Consider the following 20,466-nt stretch of genomic DNA (forward strand, 5'->3'; position numbering starts at 1 on the left):
GGGGAACGTGCCCCGCCCGCGCCGGTTGCGCAGAGCCCAGGGGTACGGGGGGAACCCCGGCTCATGCGCGGCCGATGACCAGTCGGCTCGTTATGTACTGCGTCGCCGCTTCGAAAAGTGTTACAGCGGGCCGGTACGAATTTCAGCCGGCGTTGCGGAAGCCGCCGCCGGGGCCGGCGGGGACCGGGGTCCGGGGCTGCGACGGGGCGTCCTGGCCGGGGGAGTCCCCGCGCCGGCCGCCCGCGGTGGCGCCGATCAGCAGCGAGTCGCAGTAGGCCGGGATGCGGGAAACCCCGCGGGCCAGCAGCGAGAGTCGCTCGCGGCGCTCGATGGTGAGGCGGTTCACCTTGTACTCCTTGCACAGGTCCGCGGCCTTGAGGAGGCGATCGTCCTGCCCCTGCCCGCTCCTGTCCTTGTCCCTGTCCTTGTCCCTGTCCTTGGCCCCGCCCTCGGCACCGGCGGAGTCCCGGCCTCCGGTCGCGCCGCCGATCTCGCTGCCCCGGGTGCCGCCGGTGTCGCGGGAGTCGCCTCCCCGGCCTCCCGCGGTGGAGCCACCCGACGAATTTCCGCCAATCGCGGAGCCGCCCCAGGAAGTGAGCCCGTCCGGTCCCGTGGGCTGCGCCCCGCTCGGGCTCTGATCCGGGACCGCTTCGTCGCCCCGGTGCGGGTTGGGCCGGACTTGCGGGGAGTGGGTCGGGGCGCCGGTGCCGACTCCCTTGGCCTGGTCCTCGTCGATGCTGACGGACACGGCCGGCCCCGGTCCCGCCACGTCGTACCCGTCCTGGCCCAGCAGTCCCGCGGCCGCCGCGGCGGCCAGCCCGCCGACGGTGACGCTCGCCAGGGCCGCCGCCAGGCCGAATCGCACGGTCCTGCCGCGCCGGACGCTCCGGGGGCCCGTGTGCCCGACGAGTTCGACGAGCGGCTCACCGGTTGCGGGTCGCGCCGCGGCGGACCCGATCGCGCCGGACGTGCCCGCGGCGCGCGCGGCCCGGAAGGCGGCCATCGCCGCGGCTTCGCCGGCGAGTGCGCCCGCGGGGGCCTGCGGCCGGGCGAGGGAGTCGAGTGCGGCCCGCAGCCGGGCGGCTTCGGCCCGGGCGCGGGGGTCGGCGGCCGGTCCCGAGGGCTCCAGCGGTTCACCGCGCAGCAGTTTCTCAGCCGCGGCTTCGTCGAGCCACCGCCTGTCGCGCTCGTCGGCCATCACATGTCCTTCTGCGTCCGCCAACGTGAATGCGTCACACCGGTTTGTTCCACGAGGCCCCCACCGCGACCGCGTTGCGCGGGAACGGCGTCGAGATCCCTCCTGCCCCCGCCGTCCCGTGGCCGGCCACCGGCATTATGGCCGACGGTGACGCCGAGGTCGGCGTCGGGCGGGCCCCCGCCCTCGCCGTCCTGTGCGCCGAGCAGTTCGGCGAGCTTCTTCAGCCCCCGGTGCGCGGCGGTGCGTACGGCACCCGGGCGCTTGCCCAGGGTCTCGGCGGCGCTCTTGGCGTCGAGTCCGACCACGACGCGCAGGACGACGGCCTCCGCCTGGTCCTGGGGGAGCTGGGCGATCAGGGCCATCGTCGAGCCGGTGGAGAGGGCCTCCATGGCGGCGGAGGCGGTGTCGCACTCGGCGGCCCAGCCGGTCAGCTCGGTCTCGTCGCCACCGATGGCGGGGCGGCGGCCTCGCATGCGGATGTGGTCGAGGGCCCGGTTGCGCGCGATGCGGGCGGCCCAGCCGCGGAAGCGGTCGGCGTCGCCGGTGAAGGAGTCGAGGTCGCGGGCGATCTGCAGCCAGGCCTCGGAGGTCACGTCCTCCGCGTCGCCGTCTCCGACGAGCGTGCGTACGTATCCGAGCAGGCGCGGGTGCACAGCGCGGTACACAGCACGGAACGCGTCCTCGTCGCCGTCCTGTGCCGCGAGCACCGCGGCGGTCAGCTCCGCGTCGTCCCCCAGCAAAGTCCCCAACCCGTTCAACGTCCTGTCCGTGTGGCGCAAATCAGCACGTTACGGCTTTCCGCACCCCTCGTCCATGTGTTGTACAACCTGCAACCATTCCTGCGCGGAGCGGGGTGTGACACAAAACGCACTCGGGGCGCTGACAGGAGTACGGGCTTGTCGCACGAGCCCGTGACGGATGGCGACCGGGGCCTCTCCTGTGGGGGGTGGCGGCCTCGGTCGTCCTCCACCTCTCCCCGGACATCCCCGCACGCGAGGCGTAGGGCCACCACGGACGCCACCCGGGCCCCTCGCGTCACTCTCCTCACCTCACGTCATCCTTTCGGCTCACTTCCGGGTGAAAACCTCGAATGGGTACGACACTCCCGGCCCCGCGTCGATAGCGTGGCGGTACACCCGCGTCGCGCCCCGAGGAGCCCCCCGCTGTCCAGCCACCTTCCGGCACAGGCCCGCGGCTGCTCCGACCCTTCCCACGGCTCCGGACTGGCGCGGTTCAACGGCCTCTCCCCCGACGCCGCCCGGGCCGTCCTGCTGCACTGCTGCGGAAGCCGGCGCTGGGCCCACCGGGTGGCCGCCCACCGCCCGTATCCCGACGTCGGCGCCCTGTTCGCCGCCGCGGACGAGGCCTCGTACGACCTCTCGCAGGCGGACCTGACGGAGGCGCTGGCCGTCGAATGCCCGGCGGAACTCGGACACGGGTCCCCGTACGCGGCCCTGCTGGCGCTCGACGCGGCCAACGCGGAGTACGAGCGCAAGTTCGGGCACGCCTTCGTGATCAGCCTCGACGAGCACCCTCCGGAGGAGCAGGCGAACCAGCTGCTGGCCGCCATCCGGCACCGGATGGCGCACGAGGTGGACGAGGAGCGCTCCATCTCCGCCGACGAGCTGCGCCGCCTCGCGCAGACCCGGCTGGCCGAACTGACACGCCGACTGACCTCACCGGATGGGGTGGCTGCGGCCGAATTCGGGCTATTTGCTCCTGTGGGATAGCCCGTCCGTGCCTGTTTGATCACACCGGCGGACCCCGGGCGAGGGAACCGACAAAGCGTCGCTACGATGTCCGGGGCCGGTGGACCGTACCCGGCCGGGCCCGACCGACAAAGAAGCCGGCTGGCCCCCGCCCCGCTTCCGGAGGGTTTTCCGTGCCGGCTGGAACGTTGTACCGCGGCCGGGAAGGAATGTGGTCCTGGGTGGCTCATCGAGTCACCGGCGTCCTCATTTTCTTCTTCCTGTTCGTACACGTCCTCGACACCGCTCTCGTCCGCGTCTCCCCCGAGGCGTACGACGATGTCGTGGCTACCTATAAGACTCCGATCGTCGCGCTGCTGGAGTACGGCCTCGTCGCCGCCATCCTGTTCCACGCGCTCAACGGTCTCCGTGTCATCGCAGTGGACTTCTGGTCCAAGGGCCCGCGCTACCAGAAGCAGATGCTCTGGACCGTGGTGAGCGTCTGGATCGTGCTGATGGCCGGGGCCGTGTACCCCGTCCTGAGCCACGCCTACCTCGAACTGTTCGGGAAGTGACACGCATGAGCTCTGACACTTCCTTCGAAAAGGTCGGTTCCGTGGAGGGCGTCTCCCTCTACGACGTCGACAACCCGGCCCCGTACATCGAGGCCCCGCGCAAGCGCACGGGCAAGACCCCGCGCTCGACCCGCGGCAACTTCGAGATGGCCGCGTGGCTCTTCATGCGCCTCTCGGGCATCGTCCTCGTCGTCCTCGTCATCGGCCACCTGCTGATCCAGCTGGTGCTCGACGGCGGCGTCTCCAAGATCGGCTTCGCCTTCGTGGCCGGCCGCTGGGCGTCCCCGTTCTGGCAGGTCTGGGACCTGCTGATGCTGTGGCTGGCGATGCTGCACGGCGCCAACGGTCTGCGTACCGTCATCAACGACTACGCGGAGCGCGCCAACACGCGGCTGTGGCTGAAGGGCCTGCTCTACACCGCCACGGTGTTCACCATCCTTCTGGGCACGCTGGTGATCTTCACCTTCGACCCGAACATCCGCTAGGCAACGGGGCTGAGGCGAAACAGATGAAGATCCACAAGTACGACACCGTCATCGTCGGCGCCGGTGGCGCGGGCATGCGCGCCGCCATCGAGGCGACGAAGCGCAGCCGCACCGCCGTGCTGACGAAGCTCTACCCCACCCGCTCCCACACGGGCGCCGCGCAGGGCGGCATGGCCGCCGCGCTGGCCAACGTGGAGGACGACAACTGGGAGTGGCACACCTTCGACACGGTCAAGGGCGGTGACTACCTGGTCGACCAGGACGCCGCCGAGATCCTGGCGAAGGAGGCCATCGACGCGGTCCTCGACCTGGAGAAGATGGGCCTGCCGTTCAACCGCACCCCGGACGGCACCATCGACCAGCGCCGCTTCGGCGGTCACTCCCGCAACCACGGCGAGGCGCCGGTCCGCCGGTCCTGCTACGCCGCGGACCGCACGGGCCACATGATCCTCCAGACGCTCTACCAGAACTGCGTCAAGGAGGGCGTGGAGTTCTTCAACGAGTTCTACGTCCTGGACCAGCTCCTGGTCGAGGAGGACGGCGTCAAGAAGTCGGCCGGTGTGGTCGCGTACGAGCTCGCCACCGGCGAGATCCACGTGTTCCAGGCGAAGGCCGTCATCTACGCCTCCGGCGGCACCGGCAAGTTCTTCAAGGTGACCTCCAACGCGCACACCCTGACGGGTGACGGCCAGGCGGCCTGCTACCGCCGCGGCCTGCCGCTGGAGGACATGGAGTTCTTCCAGTTCCACCCGACGGGCATCTGGCGCATGGGCATCCTGCTGACGGAGGGCGCCCGCGGTGAGGGCGGCATCCTCCGCAACAAGGACGGCGAGCGCTTCATGGAGAAGTACGCGCCGGTCATGAAGGACCTCGCGTCCCGTGACGTCGTCTCGCGCTCCATCTACACGGAGATCCGTGAGGGCCGCGGCTGCGGTCCCGCCGGCGACCACGTGTACCTGGACCTGACGCACCTCCCGCCGGAGCAGCTCGACGCGAAGCTCCCGGACATCACCGAGTTCGCGCGCACCTACCTGGGCATCGAGCCGTACACGGACCCGATCCCGATCCAGCCCACCGCGCACTACGCCATGGGCGGCATCCCGACCAACGTCGAGGGTGAGGTCCTGGCGGACAACACCACCGTCGTCCCGGGTCTGTACGCGGCCGGCGAGGTCGCGTGCGTGTCGGTGCACGGCGCGAACCGCCTGGGCACCAACTCGCTGCTGGACATCAACGTCTTCGGCAAGCGCTCGGGCATCGCGGCCGCGGCCTACGCCCACGCCAACGACTACGTCGAGCTGCCGGAGAACCCGGCGAAGGACGTCGTCGAGCTCGTCGAGCGCCTGCGCAACTCCACGGGCAGCGAGCGGGTCGCGGACCTGCGCCTGGAGCTCCAGGAGACGATGGACGCCTGCGTGATGGTGTTCCGTACGGAGCAGACCATCAAGACCGCGGTCGAGAAGATCGCGGAGCTGCGCGAGCGCTACAAGAACGTGTCCGTCCAGGACAAGGGCAAGCGCTTCAACACGGACCTGCTGGAGGCCATCGAGCTGGGCAACCTGCTCGACCTGGCCGAGGTCATGGCCGTGTCCGCCCTGGCGCGCAAGGAGTCCCGCGGCGGTCACTACCGCGAGGACTACCCGAACCGCGACGACGTCAACTTCATGCGCCACACCATGGCGTACCGCGAGGTCGGCGCCGACGGCAAGGACTCCGTCCGGCTGGACTACAAGCCCGTCGTCGTCACCCGCTACCAGCCGATGGAGCGTAAGTACTGATGGGCACCCCGACCCTGAGCAAGACGGACAAGATGGAGGCCGCGGCCGCGGCTTCGCCCTTCATCACGGTCACGTTCCGAATCCGCCGCTTCAACCCGGAGATCTCGGACGAGTCGACCTGGCAGGACTTCCAGATCGAGATCGACCCGAAGGAGCGCGTGCTCGACGGTCTCCACAAGATCAAGTGGGACCTCGACGGCACGCTGACCTTCCGTCGCTCGTGCGCGCACGGCATCTGCGGCTCCGACGCGATGCGGATCAACGGCAAGAACAGGCTCGCCTGCAAGACGCTGATCAAGGACATCAACCCGGAGAAGCCCATCACCGTCGAGGCCATCAAGGGCCTCACGGTGATGAAGGACCTCGTCGTCGACATGGAGCCCTTCTTCCAGGCGTACCGGGACGTCATGCCGTTCCTGGTCACCAAGGGCAACGAGCCGACGCGCGAGCGCCTGCAGTCCGCCGAGGACCGCGAGCGCTTCGACGACACCACCAAGTGCATCCTGTGCGCCGCGTGCACGTCCTCGTGCCCGGTGTTCTGGAACGACGGCCAGTACTTCGGCCCGGCGGCGATCGTCAACGCGCACCGCTTCATCTTCGACTCGCGTGACGAGGCCGGCGAGCAGCGGCTGGAGATCCTGAACGACAAGGACGGCGTGTGGCGCTGCCGCACGACCTTCAACTGCACCGACGCGTGCCCGCGTGGCATCGAGGTCACGAAGGCGATCCAGGAAGTGAAGCGCGCGCTGATCACGCGCCGCTTCTAGCCTTCTCTACGCACCTCTCGCACCGCTCGGCCCCTGGGGGCCTCCCGGGCTTCGAGGTGCTGCGCCGGACTCCGTCCGTCGGCCTCCCCCGAGGCCGGCGGACCGCCGAGGCCCGTACCCCTTCTCGGGGTACGGGCCTTACGCGTACTCGGGGGTGCCTCAGGGGCGGATGGGGGCCGTCACCCATGGGCAGTGGATCTTCCTCACGGCAGGCTTACAGCCATGACGAACCCGAAGTACGCCGCGAACTCCGCCACCCGCAAGGCCCGTTGGATCACCCTCGTCGCCGCCGGCGCGGCCGTCGCCTCGCTCGCCACGGGCGCCCTGCCGGCCTCGGCCGCCGAGCGGACCCCCGCCCCCGTGACGGCCGCCTTCCACGGGCCCCAGGCGCCCGACACCGCCGAGCTGGCCAAGCTGATGGCACCGGGGGACCTCGCGAGCGGGACCATGGTCCGGCTGGGCGGCTCGGGCGTGCGGTGGACCGGGGTCACCGGGCCGCTGTCGCAGGACCCGGCCGCGAACTTCCGCATCGGCAGCATCACCAAGCTGTTCACCTCGACGGTGGTGCTCCAGCTGATCGGCGAGGGCCGCTTCACGATCGACACCCCGGTGCAGGAGATCCTCCCCGGGACCCTCCCCGCCCACTGGGGGCCGATCACCGTGGGGCAGCTGATGAGCCACACCAGCGGCCTGGGGATGCCCTGCGTCGAGTTCGCGAAGGGCGACGCCCCGACCCCCGAGCAGGTGATCTCCCACTGGACCGACCCGAAGTGCGCCGCGCCCGAGTACCCCGTGCTCACGCAGCAGTACAACGGCGCCAACCACTTCCTCCTCGGCATGGTGATCGAGAAGGCCACCGGGCACTCCTACGCCGACGAGGTGCAGCGCCGGATCAGCCGCCCGCTCGGGCTGCGCCACACGTACTCCCCGAAGGCGGGCGACCGCTCCCTCCCCGGCCCGGTGCTGGCCGACCCGAGCGAGATCGAGCCCTGGGCCTGGTCCGAGGGCGGCATGATCTCCAACGCCCCCGATCTGGAGCGCTTCATGACCGCCCTGCTGCGCGGCCGGCTCCTGCGGCCCGCCGAGCAGCGGCAGTTGTTCGCGATGCCGGCGCTCTCGGAGGGCGTGAAGGACAAGGACCGGTTCAGCATGGGCGGTCTGATGCGCAGCGAGATCGGCGGGACGGTGGTGTGGGGCAAGACGGGCTCCATGGGCCGTTCCGTCAGCGGGGTGTTCGGCACCGAACACGCGGCGCGCACCGTCGTCTACTCCCTCGTACCGGTCACCGATGACCGCGACGCGCTGCGCGAGCGCATCGGCAAGCTGGTGGACGCGGCCCTCTGACCGGGGTACGGAGCAGGGGTCCGCCTCCGCCGCTTGAACTTGTTCAAAAAAGGTCCTACAGTCATGACCGTCAGCAGTTGAACACGTTCAAAGGGGCTGGGGCCGTGGACCTCAACGTCGTCGCATACGTCATCTACCTGAGCATCAGCATCGGTCTCACCGTCTGGGTGGCCCGCACGCTCAGCCGCAACGGCCGCGTCTTCATCGGTGACGTCCTCGCGGGCAACGAGAAGCTCGCCGATGCCGTCAACCAGCTGCTCGTGGTCGGTTTCTACCTCGTGAACATCGGGTTCGTGACCCTGTTCCTGCGCTCGGACGTCGGCATCGAGACGACCCGCGAGCTCTTCGAGGCGCTGTCGTTCAAGCTCGGCATCGTGCTGCTGGTCCTCGGGGTCATGCACCTCGGCAACGTGTACGTGCTCAACAAGATGCGCCGCCGCGGGATCATGGAGCGCCAGCAGACCCCGCCGCTCGCCCCCCAGGGGTGGACCGCGCCGGCCGGGGCCTGACCGGTGGCCGCGCCGGGGACCGTGGTACGCCACCTGACCGTGCTCTACGACGCCGACTGCCCGCTCTGCGTGCACATCCGGCACTGGCTGCTCGGACAGCGTTGGCTGGTACCGCTCCGGCTCATCCCCGCCGCGTCCGCCGAGGCGCGGCGGCGGTTCCCGAAACTCGACCACCCCTCCACGCTCCGCGAGATCACCGTCGTCGGGGACTCGGGCCAGGTGTGGACCGGGACGGACGCCTTCATCGTCTGCCTGTGGGCGCTGTCCGAGCACCGGCCCCGGGCCAACTGGCTGGCCACACCCGCTGGCCGGCCCTTCGCCCGGGCCGCCATGTACACGGCCTCGGCATGGCGTCAGGCGGTACGGACCGAAGGCGGTGCGGGCTCCGAAGCGGAGTCCGAGGGACCGGCCTGTGACGACCACTGCCCCGTCCCCCGATAGGCTCATCCACCGTGACTGATCAGAAGGCTCCCAAGAGCGAGCAGACCCGCACGCTCATCCTCGAAACCGCGCTCCGGCTCTTCCAGGAGCGCGGCTTCGACAAGACGACGATGCGGGGTATCGCGAAGGAGGCCGGTGTCTCGGTCGGCAACGCCTACTACTACTTCGAATCGAAGGAACACCTGGTCCAGGGGTTCTACGACCGGATCAGCGCCGCGCACCAGGCGGCGGTCCGGCCGATCCTGGACAGCGAGACGGATCTGCAGAAGCGGCTCGCGGGCGTACTGACGACCTGGATGGACATCGCGGCCCCGTACCACGAGTTCGCCTCGCAGTTCTTCAAGAACGCGGCCGACCCGGAGAGTCCGCTCAGCCCCTTCTCGCCGGAGTCCGAGCCCGCGCGGCAGGCCGCGATCGACATCCACCGCGAGGTGCTGGCGGGCGCGAAGACCAAGGTGCCGGCCGAACTGGCCGACGTACTGCCCGAGCTGATGTGGCTCTCGCAGATGGGCCTGGTCCTCTACTGGGTCTTCGACCGTTCGCCGGACAGCGAGAAGACCCGGCGGCTCGCCGAGCGCGGTGCGCAGTTGACCACGCGGGGCATCGTCCTGGCCCGGTTCCGGGTGCTGCGGCCGCTGGTGCGGGAGCTCCACGAGCTGTTCGCCGACTTCCTGCCCGGCATGGCCGAGACGGCGACGGCGAAGGCCAGGAGGAAGTCCTCGGCATCGGCCCCGGGTGCGGAGCCGGAGCCGGACCCGTCGGACGCCTGACGTCCGCGTCCGACGGGCGGCCGGCCTACAGCCAGTTCAGCTCCCACAGGCGCCAGACCCCCGTGCCGTCGGAGAGGTACTGGGCGCCGGCGACGGCGTCGCGGAACATCACGTAGTCCTTCTTCTGCCAGATCGGCACCATCGGGGCCTGCTGGGCGACGAGCTTCTGCAGCTCGCGGAAGTCGCCCGCGGCCCCGGCCCGCTCCGAGTAGGACTGCGTACGGGTGATCAGCTCGTCGACGTGCTTGTCGGCGAAGCCGCTGTTCATGGAGGAGTCGGCGCCGACGAGCGGGGCGAGGAAGTTGTCCGCGTCCGGGAAGTCGGCGATCCAGCCGATCGTGTAGGCGTCGAACTCCCCTGCCGCGTAGCCCTTCTGGAAGTCGGCCCACTTCTCGATGGGCTTGATCGTCAGCTGGAAGAGGCCGGTGGCCTCCAGCTGGCGCTTGAGCTCCTCGGCCTCGGGAACGTTCGCGCCCTTCACGTTGACCCCGAGGGTGAGCGAGACCGGCGTGGTGATCCCCGCGTCCTTCAGGATCTTCTTCGAGGCCGCGCCGTTGGGCGTCGGGTACAGGTCGAAGAACGGGGTGCTGTGGCTCGCGACGCCCGCCGGGACGAGGGAGTACAGCGGGGTGACGGTGCCCGAGTAGATCTCACTGGCCAGCTTCGGCCGGTCCAGGGCGGCGGCGACGGCCTGGCGGACGGCGGCCGGCGCGGCGGCCGAGCCGGGACGGACGTTGAAGACCACGGAGCGGGTCTCGGTGCCGCCGGAGGCCTCGTACCGGGTGTCCTTCAGGCCCGGGTTGAGACCGGCGAGCACGGCCGGCGGCATCTCGCGGTGGGCCACCTCGATCTCGTGGTCGTTCCAGGCCTTGTCGAGCTGCGCGGAGCCCTCGTAGTACCTGACGGTGACGGCGGACCGGGCGGGCTTGGCCTGGCCCACGTACGACTCGTTGGGCTGTAGTTCGGCGCTGGTGCCGGCCTTGTACTCGCCGAGCTTGTACGGGCCGGATCCGTCGATCTTCCCGTCCTCGCGCAGCGCCTTCGCCGGGTACTCGTCCTTGTCGACGATCGAGGCGGCGCCCGTCGCGATCTTGAAGGGGAAGGTGGCGTCGCTGGTGGCGAGGTTGAAGGTGACCGTGCGGCCCTCGGCCTTGACCGACTCCAGGGTGTTGAAGAGCGGGGCCGGGCCCTGGTCGGAGTTGATCGCCTTGATCCGGTCGAAGGAGTGCTTGACGTCCTCGGCGGTGATCTGGCGCCCGTTGGTGAACTTCACGTCGGAGCGCAGCACGCACTGGTAGGTCATGAGCTTCTGGCCTACGAACTGGCAGGAGGAGGCCGCGTCCGGCACGGGGGTTTCGGAGCCGGGCTTGATGGTCAGCAGCGACTGGTAGACGTTGCTGAACAGGGCCCAGGAGCCCGCGTCGTACGCCCCGGCGGGGTCGAGGGAGGAGACGACGTCACTCGTCCCGACCCGGATGGCGCCCCGGTCCTTGCCCTCCCAGGGCACCAGCTGCCAGGCCCCCACACCGGCCACGCCGAGAACCACCCCGGCAATGATGATCTTCGACCCGACAGACGGCATGCCGCTATCCCCACCCCTGTACCGGCGACAGCACCCCACTGTCCGATTACCGGATACCGGCCATCCCATCACGGAATTTCAGCCACCGGAAGGTCGGTGTGTGGCCGATCGGACGCGAGTCGCTGCCGGTTGGGGTGGGTCAGGCCTGGTATGAGGCGAGTTCGACGACTGTGATGTCGGACGGCGCACCCACCCGGACCGGCGGACCCCAGGCCCCTGCCCCGCGGGACACGTAGAGCTGGGTGTCCCCGTAGCGCTCCAGTCCGGCCACGGTGGGGTTCGCGAGCTCCGCCAGGTAGTTGCCGGGCCAGAGCTGACCGCCGTGGGTGTGGCCGGAGAGTTGGAGGTCGACGCCGTGCCGGACGGCGTCGTGGATGACCACGGGCTGGTGGGCCAGGAGCACGGCGGCTCGGGTCCGGTCGCGGTCGCCGAGGGCCGCCCGGAAGTCGGGCCCCTCGCCCTCGCTCTCGCCCGCGATGTCGTTCACGCCGGCGAGGTCGAAGTGCGGCAGGGCGCGGCGGGCGTTCTCCAGGGGGGTGAGGCCGAGTTCGCGGACGTGGTCGACCCACTGGCGGGCGCCGGAGAAGTACTCGTGGTTGCCCGTGACGAAGTACGAGCCGTGCCGCGCGGCCAGCCGGCGCAGCGGCTCGGCGGCGGGTCCGAGGTCGTGGACGTCGCCGTCGACGAGGTCGCCGACGATGGCGATCAGGTCGGGCTGGGTGCGGTTGACGGTGTCGACGATGCGCTGGGTGTGGGCGCGGCCCAGGATCGGGCCGAGGTGGACGTCGCTGACGACGGCGATCCGGAAACCGTGCGCCGCGCGGGGAAGTTTGGCGAGCGGTACCCGTACGCGCCGCACGCTCGGACCGCGCAGGACCCCGTACGCCCCGTTCGCGACCGTCCCGACGGCCACGGCGGCGGCCACGCCTCCGATCGCCCGCGCGACGAAGCGGCGGCGGGTCTGCGGGTCGCCCGCGGCGGGCCCGGCGGCGGCGGTACGGCCCTGCGGGTCCGGCGTGCTGCCGGCGGCCGGCACCGCGTCTCCCGCGGCGGGCCCGGCGGTGGCGATACGCCCCTGCCGACCCGGCGCGCTGCCGGCGGCCGGCACCGCGTCGCCCGCGGCGGGCCCGGCGGCGGCGGTACGGCCCTGCGGGCCCGGCGCGGGTGACTCTGCGGCGGCTTCATCCAGCCCCGCCGGCGACCCCGGCGCGGGGTCCGGGGCGGAGCCCCGTGCCTCCCCGGAGGACGGCCGCTGGGCCAGTCGGCGGAGCAACAACGCGCGGATCGGCTCCGCGACCAGCATCGTCAGGCTCAGGTACAGGAGCACCGCGAGCCACAGGAACCCCGGCCAGGCCACCGCCTGCTGGAGCCGGAAGGGGGCCCCGCCGCGGCCCGTGGTCAGGGCGGCCACAGAGAGGAGGGGCAGGGCGATGAGCAGGACCGTACCGACCCGCCGGGGCAGGCCGCCGGGGACGGTGGTGTCGCGCACCAGCCGGATCCAGAGCCAGCGGTGGACCAGTACCAGGAGGGCGAGGACCGCCGCCGCGATCAGCGCGAAGATCACGATCTTCATTCGGAGTGGTCCCCGTCCGTTCCCGTGCGTGATGCGCGCCGCAGTGCCAGGACCCCGCGCAACCCGATCACACCGACGGCCGTCCCCAGGAGAAAGGACGTCACCGCGAGCGTCAGGTGCACCCAGAAGTAGGCCGTGGGGTCACCTGCCGCGTCGAACGCCAGCCCACTGCCGTTCTTCCACAGGTTCCGGACGAAAGACACCCAGATGAACCAGCTCCACACGCCGAAGGAGAGCAGGAACCAGGAAGCGGTACGGCTGAGTTTCATGCCCTCAGTATCGGATTCTTCCCCAGGACGGACGCGCCGGGGTGGGCTGTCCCGGGGGAGGTTGCCGCGACTTGGCCGGTCCGTGACGACGATGAGCTCATCGGGATGTACTTTCACCTGCGTGTCCGCCAAGAAGACCGCGTTGTCGGTCATTGTCCCCGCGTTGCTCGTCCCCTCGATGCTGATGGCCCCCGCGTACGCCGCGCCGTCGCCGCCGGCCGACGGGAAGGGCGGGACCGGCAAGGCGCCGCAGGTCGCGGCGCCGCCCGCGTCGATGTCCACGGTCGGCGGGACGCTGCTCGGCCAGCCGGGGATCCAGGTCAACCTGCTGCCCGGGGCGCCCGCGCTGCCCGCGAACCTCACGGGCCGGTCCTGGATCGTGGCGGACGCCGAGTCCGGGGAGGTCCTCGCGGCGAACAACGCGCACTGGCGGCTCCCCCCGGCCTCCACGATGAAGATGCTCTTCGCGGACACCGTGCTGCCGAGCCTGCCCAAGGAACAGGTCCACAAGGTCACCTACGAGGACATGGACGGCGTCGGCCCGGGCAGCAGCATGGTCGGGGTGAAGGAGGAGCACGAGTACTCCGTCCACGACCTGTGGCTCGGGGTGTTCCTCAAGTCGGGCAACGACGCCGTGCACGTGCTTTCGGCCATGAACGGCGGCATCGACAAGACCGTCAAGGACATGCAGGCGCACGCCGAGGAGCTCCAGGCGCTGGACACCCACGTGGTGTCCCCGGACGGATACGACGCCCCGGAGCAGGTGTCGAGCGCGTACGACCTCACCCTGATCGCCCGCTCCGGGCTGCAGAAGCAGGATTTCCGGGAGTACTGCGGCACGGCCGAGGCCAAGTTCCCCGGCAAGCAGGAGCCCGGGAAGCCGCGCGAGTACTTCGAGATCCAGAACACCAACCGGCTGCTGACGGGCGCCGACGGGATCGCCCCGTACAAGGGGATCGCCGGGGTGAAGAACGGCAATACGTCGATGGCCGGGGCCACCTTCACCGGCGCCGCTCAGCAGGGTTCGCGGAAGCTGCTGGTCACGGTCATGAACCCGGACGGCCCGGCGCTCGAGGTGTACCGGCAGACCGCCGCGCTCTTCGACTGGGGTTTCGCGGCGGCCGGGAAGGTCAAGCCGGTGGGTGAGCTGGTCCCGCCGAAGAGCGCGGACACCTCCCCCCACGGCTCCCCCGCCCAGTCGCACGATCACGACCCGTCGGCGGCCGGCGGGAACCCCTCGGGCGGCGTCGGCACCGCGCTCGGCGTCGCGGGCGGGGTGATCGTCCTCCTGGCGGGCGGCGCCTACTTCGTCAACCGGCGCTGGCCGCGGGGTCGTCGCGGGAAGGGCGAGGAGCTGGTGTAGCGGCGGCGGCGCCGTCACCGTCGTCGCCGTCGTCGTCGCCGTCGTCGCGGGTGGCCGTCCAGGCGGAGCAGTACAGCAGCAGCTTCGCCGTGAAGTTGATCCAGAGCAGCAGGGCGATCGGCGTGCCGAAGGCGCCGTACATGCTCTTCGCGGCGACCCCCTGCATATAGCCGCTGAGCAGCAGTTTCAGCAGTTCGAAGCCGACCGCGCCGAGCAGGGCCGCCTGGATCAGGCGGCCGCGCGGCGGCTCGACCCCGGGCAGCAGGGTGAGGAGGTAGAGCAGCAGCAGGAACGCGGCCACGACGCCCACGCCGAACGCGGCGCCCCGCAGCAGTCCGCCGCCCGCGCCGTGCCGCGGGATGCCCAGCCACTCCGCGGTCGTGCCGACCGCGCTCGCCCCGAAGATCGAGGCCGCCGCGGAGGCCAGGCCCACGGCACCGAGGCCGAGGAGGACGAGCCCGTCCTTGCCCTTGCGGACGACGGGGTTGCCCTGGTCCTCGTCGTCCTTGTCCCACACCGCGCGCAGGCAGTCCCGCATCGCCCCCACCCAGCCGATGCCGGTGAGCAGGAGGATCAGGCCGGCGACGACACCGACCGTGGCGGCGTTCGCGACGAGCCCGTCGATGTCGAGCTGGTCCGAGATCCCGGGGACCTGTTCGGCGAGGTTCTTCTCCAGCCGGTCCAGCTGGTCCTGGCTGAGCAGCGCCGCGCCGATCGCGGCGGCCACGGTGATCAGCGGGAAGAGCGCGAGGAAGCTGATGAAGGTGATGGCGGCGGCGAGCCGGGTCCAGTGGACGCGGTCGAGTCGTTCGTACGAACGCCACGCGTGCGTCCGCATCAGACGGGCCGCAAGCGGCCCGATCACCGGGAGTTTCGTCAGCCAGTCCATGAAGTCACCGTAATTGAGCTGCCGGAAATAGCCGGGATTGCCGGTTTCGGGGACTACGGTCGTCGATTGTGACTTTTCGCCCGACGACTCATCCGTTCCACGCTCTGGTTCTACGGAAGCTGCGGTTCAGCGCCCGGCTCACCACCCGGCTCACCGTCCGGCTGGGCCGGCGGCCGCTCGGTCAGGAAGGACGTACGGTCGCCCGGGCCGCTTCGGCGGGCGCGCCCGCCTGCGCCGGGACTCCCGTCGGGCCCGTGCCGAAAGGGTATTCACGCAGCTTGCGCCAGACCCCGTCGGAGCCCTGTTCGTAGAGCGCGAAACCCTCGCAGAGCCACTCGGCCGCGTAGTCGGCGAGCGTGCTGAACGCGAGGTCCATCGCCTCCTCGGAGATCCCGTGGGCGACGGTGACGTGCGGGTGGTACGGGAAGGCCAGCTCGCGGTCGAGCGGCCCTTGCGGATTGCGGACCTCGCTCTGGAGGCGGGTGCAGCCCGCGCCGCCCTCCACGACCTGGACGAAGACGACCGGCGAGAGGGGCCGGAAGGTTCCGGTCCCGGCCAGCCGCATCCGGAAGCCCCGGAAGGCCTCCGCGACCTCGGCCAGGTGGGCCCGGATCGCGGGCAGCCGGTCGGCCTCCACCTCGGTGGGCGGCACGAGGGTGACATGCGTGGGAATGCCGTGCGCGGCGGCGTCCCCGAAGCCGGCGCGCAGCTCCTGGAGCTGGCTGCCGTACGGCTCCGGGACCGCGATCGAAACGCCGAGCGTTACGGTCCCCACGTATGTCTCCTCCGTCGTCCGAGTGCGTGCTGTCGCCCCAGTGTGGGGGCAGCACCCCCTGTACCGCCAGGGCCGTCTTCCGCGAGCGCTTGCGTCAGTGCTTGGCGGGCAGGAAACCGATCCGGTCGTAGGCCTGCGCGAGGGTCTCGGCGGCGACCGCACGGGCCTTCTCCGCGCCCTTGGCCAGGATGGAGTCCAGCGTCTCCGGGTCGTCCAGGTATTCCTGGGTGCGCTGCTTGAACGGAGTGACGAAGTCGACCATCACGCCGGCCAGGTCCGTCTTCAGCGCGCCGTAGCCCTTGCCCTCGTACTTCGCCTCCAGCTCGGGGATGGTCTCGCCCGTGAGGGTGGAGTAGATCGTGAGCAGGTTGCTGACACCGGGCTTCTTCTCGGTGTCGAACCGGATCTCGGTCTCGGTGTCGGTGACCGCGCTCTTGACCTTCTTCTCGGTGGCCTTGGGCTCGTCGAGGAGGTTGATCAGACCCTTGGGGGAGGACGCGGACTTCGACATCTTGATCGCCGGGTCCTGGAGGTCGTAGATCTTCGCGGTCTCCTTGACGATGTGCGCCGCAGGGAGGGTGAAGGTCTGGCCGAAGCGCTGGTTGAAGCGCTCCGCGAGGTCGCGGGTCAGCTCGACGTGCTGGCGCTGGTCCTCGCCGACGGGGACGGAGTGCGCCTGGTAGAGCAGGATGTCGGCGACCTGGAGGATCGGGTAGGTGAACAGGCCGACGCTGGCGCTGCCGACCCCGCCCTTGGCGGACTTGTCCTTGAACTGGGTCATCCGGCTGGCCTCGCCGAAGCCGGTGATGCAGTTCATGACCCAGGCGAGCTGCGCGTGCTCGGGCACGTGGCTCTGGACGAAGAGCGTGCAGCGCTCGGGGTCCAGGCCGGCGGCGAGGAGCTGCGCGGCGGAGAGGCGGGTGTTCGCGCGCAGGGCCGCCGGGTCCTGCGGCATGGTGATCGCGTGCAGGTCGACGACCATGTAGAAGGCGTCGTGCGTCTCCTGCAGGGCGACGTACTGGCGGATGGCTCCGAGGTAGTTCCCGAGGTGGAACGAACCGGAGGTGGGCTGGATGCCGGAGAGCGCGCGAGGACGATCAGAAGCCATGGCTTCATTCTCTCAGGTGCGGGGGCGGGCTCGGGCCCGCCGGTGTCCGGAACCCGCTGGAGAATGCGTGCGGCCGGACCGCGCCCCCTTGCGGCGGGGCGGGCCCGCTGCCCGTACCACCGGGTAGCGCGGTGGCCGAATCCCACCCCGGCCGAGCGACCGCTTTCCGCCACTCCGCTGCGCGGGGCCGGGGCGGGCGGGACCGGTCCGCTGCGCGGGGCGGGGCGTGCCGGGCGGGGCGGGGCCGGTCCACTGCGCGGGGCCGGGCCGAGCCGGGCCGAGCCACTGCGCGGGGCCGGTCCGCTGCACGGGGCCGGGCCGAGCCGAGCCGAGCCGCTGCGCGGGGCCGGGCCGAGCCGGGCCGAGCCGCTGCGCGGGGCTTCCCGGGGCTCCGCCCCCGAGCCCCCGCGCCTCAAAACGCCGGCGGGGCTGGTTTCGGCCGAGCGCCGCCCGTCCAGTACCGCCCGGCGGTTCCGGCCCCGCCGGGCACATCCAGCCCCTCCGGCGATTGAGGAACGGGGGTCCGGGGGCCGGCCCCCGGCAACGGCGCCGCACCCGACGGCTCGGGGCAACCAAAATCCAGCCCCGCCGGCGATTGAGGCGCGGGGCCCCGGGGCGGGGCCCCGCGGCAGGGCGGTCAGGACAGGGCGAGGCCCGGGGCCGGGAAGGCGGCCATCAGGGAGGTGACCTCCGCGCGGACGGCGGCCAACGCCGACTCGTCGGCCTTGGCCGCGGCGTCGACCGAGCGCGCGATCCAGTCCGCGACCACCGGCATGTGCTCGACCCCGAGGCCACGGGACGTCAGCGACGGGGTGCCGATGCGGATACCGGACGGGTCGAACGGCTTGCGCGTGTCGAAGGGGACGGTGTTGTAGTTGACCACGATCCCCGCCCGGTCCAGGGCCTTCGCCGCCACCTTCCCGGGGACCCCCCGCGAGGTGAGGTCCATCAGGATCAGGTGGTTGTCCGTGCCGCCCGAGACCAGGTCGAAGCCCCGCTCCAGCAGCGCCTCGGCCAGCGCCTTCGCGTTGGCGACGACCGCGTGGGCGTACGCCGTGAAGGACGGCTGCGCCGCCTCGTGGAGGGCGACCGCGATACCGGCCGTCGTCTGGTTGTGCGGGCCGCCCTGCAGGCCCGGGAAGACCGCCTTGTCGATGGCCTTCGCGTGCTCCTCCCTGCACATCAGCATCGCGCCGCGCGGACCCCGCAGGGTCTTGTGCGTGGTCGTGGAGATCACGTCGACGTGCCCCGCCGGGGACGGGTGCGCGCCGCCCGCGATCAGGCCCGCGATGTGCGCCACGTCGGCGACCAGGATGGAGCCCGCCTCCTCGGCGATCGACGCGAACGCCGCGAAGTCGATCGTGCGCGGGAGCGCGGTGCCGCCGCAGAAGAGGATCTTCGGCCGCTCGGCGAGGGCCAGCTCGCGCACCGCGTCGTAGTCGATGCGCCCGTCGTCCGCGCGCACGCCGTACTGCACGCCGCGGAACCACGAGCCCGTCGCCGAGACGCCCCAGCCGTGCGTCAGGTGCCCGCCCATCGGCAAGGCCATGCCCATCACCGTGTCGCCGGGCTTGGCGAAGGCCAGGTACACGGCCAGGTTCGCCGGGGAGCCGGAGTACGGCTGCACGTTCGCGTGGTCCACGCCGAACAGGCCCTTGGCGCGCTCGACGGCCAGCGCCTCGACGCGGTCGATGTTCTGCTGGCCCTCGTAGTAGCGGCGGCCCGGGTAGCCCTCGCTGTACTTGTTCTGCAGGACGGTGCCGGAGGCTTCGAGGACGGCCGCCGAGACGTAGTTCTCGCTCGGGATCAGGCGCAGCGTCTCGGCCTGCAGGGTCTCCTCCGCCGCGACGAAGGACGCCAGCTCGGGGTCGGTCGCGAGAAGGGCGGGATGACGGTGGTTCGCGCTCATGGCGGCTCCTCCGGGGTCGATTTCGTGTCTCGTCCCCGCGAGGCCCAGGCGAGCGGCCCTGATTGCGGTCGTGCGCGCACGACTCCCCCGGAGTTTGTTCTCCGTACGCCAGTCGCCGTGCGTACCGCCCACCTTAGCGGGCGCGCCACGAGAAAGGTTTCTCCGCCCGCTATACGAGCGAGGATGCAGAGTGACGCCACCCTCGTCACAGGCCTGACGGACGATCGGAGACCCCGTGTCGACAACTGCTGATGCCATCCGTTCCGCCGACGCGCACAGCGCGCACAACTACCATCCGCTGCCCGTGGTCGTCGCCTCCGCGGAAGGCGCGTGGATGACCGACGTGGAGGGCCGCCGCTACCTCGACATGCTCGCCGGCTATTCGGCGCTCAACTTCGGGCACGGCCACCGCCGGCTGCTCGACGCCGCCCACGCGCAGCTGGAGCGGGTCACGCTCACCTCGCGCGCCTTCCACCACGCCAGGTTCGCCGACTTCTGCACCGAGCTCGCCGCCCTGTGCGGCAAGGACATGGTGCTGCCCATGAACACGGGCGCGGAGGCCGTGGAGACGGCCGTGAAGACCGCGCGCAAGTGGGGCTACGAGGTCAAGGGCGTCCCGGACGGGCACGCCAAGATCGTGGTCGCGGCCGACAACTTCCACGGCCGGACCACCACCATCGTCTCCTTCTCGACGGACCACGACGCCCGCGACCACTTCGGCCCCTACACCCCCGGCTTCGAGATCGTCCCGTACGGGGACCTCACCGCCCTCGCGCACGCCGTCACCGAGAACACCGTCGCCGTGCTGCTGGAGCCGATCCAGGGCGAGGCGGGGGTGCTGGTGCCGCCCGCCGGGTACCTCCAGGGCGTACGGGACCTCACGCGCGAGCGGAACGTCCTGTTCATGGCGGACGAGATCCAGTCGGGCCTCGGCCGGACCGGGAAGACCTTCGCCTGCGAGCACGAGGGCGTCGTCCCGGACGTCTACATCCTGGGCAAGGCGCTCGGCGGTGGCGTGGTGCCGGTGTCGGCCGTGGTCGCCGACCGGGACGTGCTCGGCGTGTTCAGGCCCGGCGAGCACGGCTCCACCTTCGGCGGAAACCCGCTCGCCTGCGCCGTCGCCCTGGAAGTGATCGCGATGCTGCGCACCGGCGAGTACCAGCAGCGCGCCGCCGAGCTGGGCGACCACCTGCACCGGGAGCTGAACCTGATGGTCGGCGGGGGCGCGGTGACCGCCGTACGCGGGCGCGGACTGTGGGCGGGCGTCGACATCGACCCCTCGCGCGGGACGGGCCGGGACATCTCCGAGAAGCTGATGGAGCTGGGGGTGCTGGTGAAGGACACCCACGGGTCGACGATCCGCATCGCGCCGCCGCTGGTGATCGGCAAGGAGGACCTGGACTGGGGCCTGGACCAGCTCCGGTCGGTCCTCTCCGCGTAGCC

At 71.1% G+C, this 20,466-nt stretch carries 20 protein-coding genes and 1 riboswitch; of the genes, 11 read left to right on the top strand and 9 right to left on the bottom strand.

The genetic code is table 11. The annotated features are described in order from the left end of the window. Positions 1-142: 142 nt before the first annotated feature. Positions 143-1,198: a hypothetical protein gene (locus tag ACIQ5Y_RS10925; protein ID WP_403877936.1), complete on the bottom strand. Its 1,056-nt coding sequence runs from the start codon at positions 1,196-1,198 to the stop codon at positions 143-145. After that, entirely contained in the window at positions 1,198-1,938 is a 741-nt protein-coding gene (locus tag ACIQ5Y_RS10930; protein WP_403878213.1) for an RNA polymerase sigma factor, read from the bottom strand. Before ACIQ5Y_RS10930 ends, ACIQ5Y_RS10925 begins: the two co-directional genes overlap by 1 nt. A gap of 384 nt (positions 1,939-2,322) precedes the next feature. Here ACIQ5Y_RS10930 and ACIQ5Y_RS10935 point away from each other — a divergent pair, with 384 nt between their 5' ends. The 9 genes from ACIQ5Y_RS10935 to ACIQ5Y_RS10975 all read left to right on the top strand — a co-directional run bounded on the left by ACIQ5Y_RS10935 (position 2,323) and on the right by ACIQ5Y_RS10975 (position 9,555). Next, positions 2,323-2,928 (top strand): 2-oxo-4-hydroxy-4-carboxy-5-ureidoimidazoline decarboxylase, encoded by a 606-nt coding sequence (locus ACIQ5Y_RS10935; protein WP_403877939.1) that lies wholly within the window; start codon positions 2,323-2,325, stop codon positions 2,926-2,928. A gap of 152 nt (positions 2,929-3,080) precedes the next feature. Further along, a complete protein-coding gene (gene sdhC / locus ACIQ5Y_RS10940) occupies positions 3,081-3,461 on the top strand; it encodes a succinate dehydrogenase, cytochrome b556 subunit (RefSeq protein WP_376661267.1) in 381 nt (126 codons plus the stop codon). A 5-nt stretch (positions 3,462-3,466) separates the two neighbouring features. Next, on the top strand, positions 3,467-3,946 hold the full coding sequence (locus tag ACIQ5Y_RS10945; protein WP_403877941.1) for a succinate dehydrogenase hydrophobic membrane anchor subunit: 480 nt from the start codon (positions 3,467-3,469) through the stop codon (positions 3,944-3,946). 23 nt (positions 3,947-3,969) lie between these two features. Further along, positions 3,970-5,724 (top strand): succinate dehydrogenase flavoprotein subunit, encoded by a 1,755-nt coding sequence (gene sdhA, locus ACIQ5Y_RS10950; RefSeq protein ID WP_403877944.1) that lies wholly within the window; start codon positions 3,970-3,972, stop codon positions 5,722-5,724. Continuing rightward, the gene (locus ACIQ5Y_RS10955) at positions 5,724-6,491 is read left to right on the top strand and encodes a succinate dehydrogenase iron-sulfur subunit (protein ID WP_403877947.1); all 768 of its coding nucleotides are present in this window, start codon (positions 5,724-5,726) and stop codon (positions 6,489-6,491) included. Before sdhA ends, ACIQ5Y_RS10955 begins: the two co-directional genes overlap by 1 nt. A gap of 222 nt (positions 6,492-6,713) precedes the next feature. Further along, positions 6,714-7,835 carry a serine hydrolase domain-containing protein gene (locus ACIQ5Y_RS10960; RefSeq protein ID WP_403877950.1) on the top strand — a complete coding sequence of 374 codons (1,122 nt, stop codon included), beginning with the start codon at positions 6,714-6,716 and terminating at the stop codon, positions 7,833-7,835. Positions 7,836-7,939: 104 nt separating this feature from the next. Next, positions 7,940-8,344 carry a hypothetical protein gene (locus tag ACIQ5Y_RS10965; protein ID WP_403877953.1) on the top strand — a complete coding sequence of 135 codons (405 nt, stop codon included), beginning with the start codon at positions 7,940-7,942 and terminating at the stop codon, positions 8,342-8,344. A gap of 3 nt (positions 8,345-8,347) precedes the next feature. Continuing rightward, a complete protein-coding gene (locus tag ACIQ5Y_RS10970) occupies positions 8,348-8,785 on the top strand; it encodes a thiol-disulfide oxidoreductase DCC family protein (protein ID WP_403877956.1) in 438 nt (145 codons plus the stop codon). 11 nt (positions 8,786-8,796) lie between these two features. Beyond that, the gene (locus ACIQ5Y_RS10975; protein ID WP_403877959.1) at positions 8,797-9,555 is read left to right on the top strand and encodes a TetR family transcriptional regulator; all 759 of its coding nucleotides are present in this window, start codon (positions 8,797-8,799) and stop codon (positions 9,553-9,555) included. Positions 9,556-9,580: 25 nt separating this feature from the next. Here ACIQ5Y_RS10975 and ACIQ5Y_RS10980 read toward each other — a convergent pair whose 3' ends face one another. From ACIQ5Y_RS10980 to ACIQ5Y_RS10990, 3 genes are all read right to left on the bottom strand, one after another. Further along, entirely contained in the window at positions 9,581-11,137 is a 1,557-nt protein-coding gene (locus ACIQ5Y_RS10980) for an ABC transporter substrate-binding protein (protein WP_403877962.1), read from the bottom strand. Positions 11,138-11,276: 139 nt separating this feature from the next. Beyond that, on the bottom strand, positions 11,277-12,710 hold the full coding sequence (locus ACIQ5Y_RS10985) for a metallophosphoesterase (RefSeq protein ID WP_403877965.1): 1,434 nt from the start codon (positions 12,708-12,710) through the stop codon (positions 11,277-11,279). Next, positions 12,707-12,979, bottom strand: coding sequence for an SCO4848 family membrane protein (locus ACIQ5Y_RS10990; protein ID WP_403877968.1), 273 nt, complete (start codon positions 12,977-12,979; stop codon positions 12,707-12,709). Before ACIQ5Y_RS10990 ends, ACIQ5Y_RS10985 begins: the two co-directional genes overlap by 4 nt. Before the next feature lie 121 nt (positions 12,980-13,100). On the opposite strand from ACIQ5Y_RS10990, the gene ACIQ5Y_RS10995 reads away from it, so the two are divergent. Beyond that, positions 13,101-14,342: a D-alanyl-D-alanine carboxypeptidase family protein gene (locus ACIQ5Y_RS10995; protein ID WP_403877971.1), complete on the top strand. Its 1,242-nt coding sequence runs from the start codon at positions 13,101-13,103 to the stop codon at positions 14,340-14,342. Here ACIQ5Y_RS10995 and ACIQ5Y_RS11000 read toward each other — a convergent pair. From ACIQ5Y_RS11000 to glyA, 4 genes are all read right to left on the bottom strand, one after another. Next, positions 14,290-15,231 (bottom strand): YihY/virulence factor BrkB family protein, encoded by a 942-nt coding sequence (locus tag ACIQ5Y_RS11000; RefSeq protein WP_403877974.1) that lies wholly within the window; start codon positions 15,229-15,231, stop codon positions 14,290-14,292. The two genes, ACIQ5Y_RS10995 and ACIQ5Y_RS11000, sit on opposite strands and share 53 nt — an antisense overlap. A 181-nt stretch (positions 15,232-15,412) precedes the next feature. Beyond that, on the bottom strand, positions 15,413-16,006 hold the full coding sequence (locus ACIQ5Y_RS11005; RefSeq protein WP_403877977.1) for a 2'-5' RNA ligase family protein: 594 nt from the start codon (positions 16,004-16,006) through the stop codon (positions 15,413-15,415). A 94-nt stretch (positions 16,007-16,100) separates the two neighbouring features. Then, positions 16,101-17,114 carry a tryptophan--tRNA ligase gene (trpS, locus tag ACIQ5Y_RS11010; protein ID WP_403877980.1) on the bottom strand — a complete coding sequence of 338 codons (1,014 nt, stop codon included), beginning with the start codon at positions 17,112-17,114 and terminating at the stop codon, positions 16,101-16,103. A 637-nt stretch (positions 17,115-17,751) separates the two neighbouring features. After that, a complete protein-coding gene (gene glyA, locus ACIQ5Y_RS11015) occupies positions 17,752-19,023 on the bottom strand; it encodes a serine hydroxymethyltransferase (RefSeq protein WP_403877982.1) in 1,272 nt (423 codons plus the stop codon). Between the two features lie 35 nt (positions 19,024-19,058). Next, positions 19,059-19,149, bottom strand: a riboswitch (ZMP/ZTP riboswitch). A 109-nt stretch (positions 19,150-19,258) separates the two neighbouring features. On the opposite strand from glyA, the gene rocD reads away from it, so the two are divergent. After that, positions 19,259-20,464: an ornithine--oxo-acid transaminase gene (gene rocD, locus ACIQ5Y_RS11020; RefSeq protein WP_403877985.1), complete on the top strand. Its 1,206-nt coding sequence runs from the start codon at positions 19,259-19,261 to the stop codon at positions 20,462-20,464. Positions 20,465-20,466: the final 2 nt, after the last annotated feature.

It is taken from the genome of Streptomyces sp. NPDC096339 (assembly GCF_044762985.1).
In the GTDB taxonomy this organism is placed as follows: Bacteria; Actinomycetota; Actinomycetes; order Streptomycetales; family Streptomycetaceae; genus Streptomyces.

Coding starts and splice junctions, on each gene's coding strand:
- glyA (WP_403877982.1), bottom strand. CDS start 19,023: ATGAGCGCGAACCACCGTCATCCCGCCCTTCTCGCGACCGACCCCGAG.
- ACIQ5Y_RS10990 (WP_403877968.1), bottom strand. CDS start 12,979: ATGAAACTCAGCCGTACCGCTTCCTGGTTCCTGCTCTCCTTCGGCGTG.
- ACIQ5Y_RS10925 (WP_403877936.1), bottom strand. CDS start 1,198: ATGGCCGACGAGCGCGACAGGCGGTGGCTCGACGAAGCCGCGGCTGAG.
- trpS (WP_403877980.1), bottom strand. CDS start 17,114: ATGGCTTCTGATCGTCCTCGCGCGCTCTCCGGCATCCAGCCCACCTCC.
- ACIQ5Y_RS10985 (WP_403877965.1), bottom strand. CDS start 12,710: ATGAAGATCGTGATCTTCGCGCTGATCGCGGCGGCGGTCCTCGCCCTC.
- ACIQ5Y_RS10955 (WP_403877947.1), top strand. CDS start 5,724: ATGGGCACCCCGACCCTGAGCAAGACGGACAAGATGGAGGCCGCGGCC.
- ACIQ5Y_RS10960 (WP_403877950.1), top strand. CDS start 6,714: ATGACGAACCCGAAGTACGCCGCGAACTCCGCCACCCGCAAGGCCCGT.
- ACIQ5Y_RS10945 (WP_403877941.1), top strand. CDS start 3,467: ATGAGCTCTGACACTTCCTTCGAAAAGGTCGGTTCCGTGGAGGGCGTC.
- sdhA (WP_403877944.1), top strand. CDS start 3,970: ATGAAGATCCACAAGTACGACACCGTCATCGTCGGCGCCGGTGGCGCG.
- ACIQ5Y_RS10980 (WP_403877962.1), bottom strand. CDS start 11,137: ATGCCGTCTGTCGGGTCGAAGATCATCATTGCCGGGGTGGTTCTCGGC.
- ACIQ5Y_RS11000 (WP_403877974.1), bottom strand. CDS start 15,231: ATGGACTGGCTGACGAAACTCCCGGTGATCGGGCCGCTTGCGGCCCGT.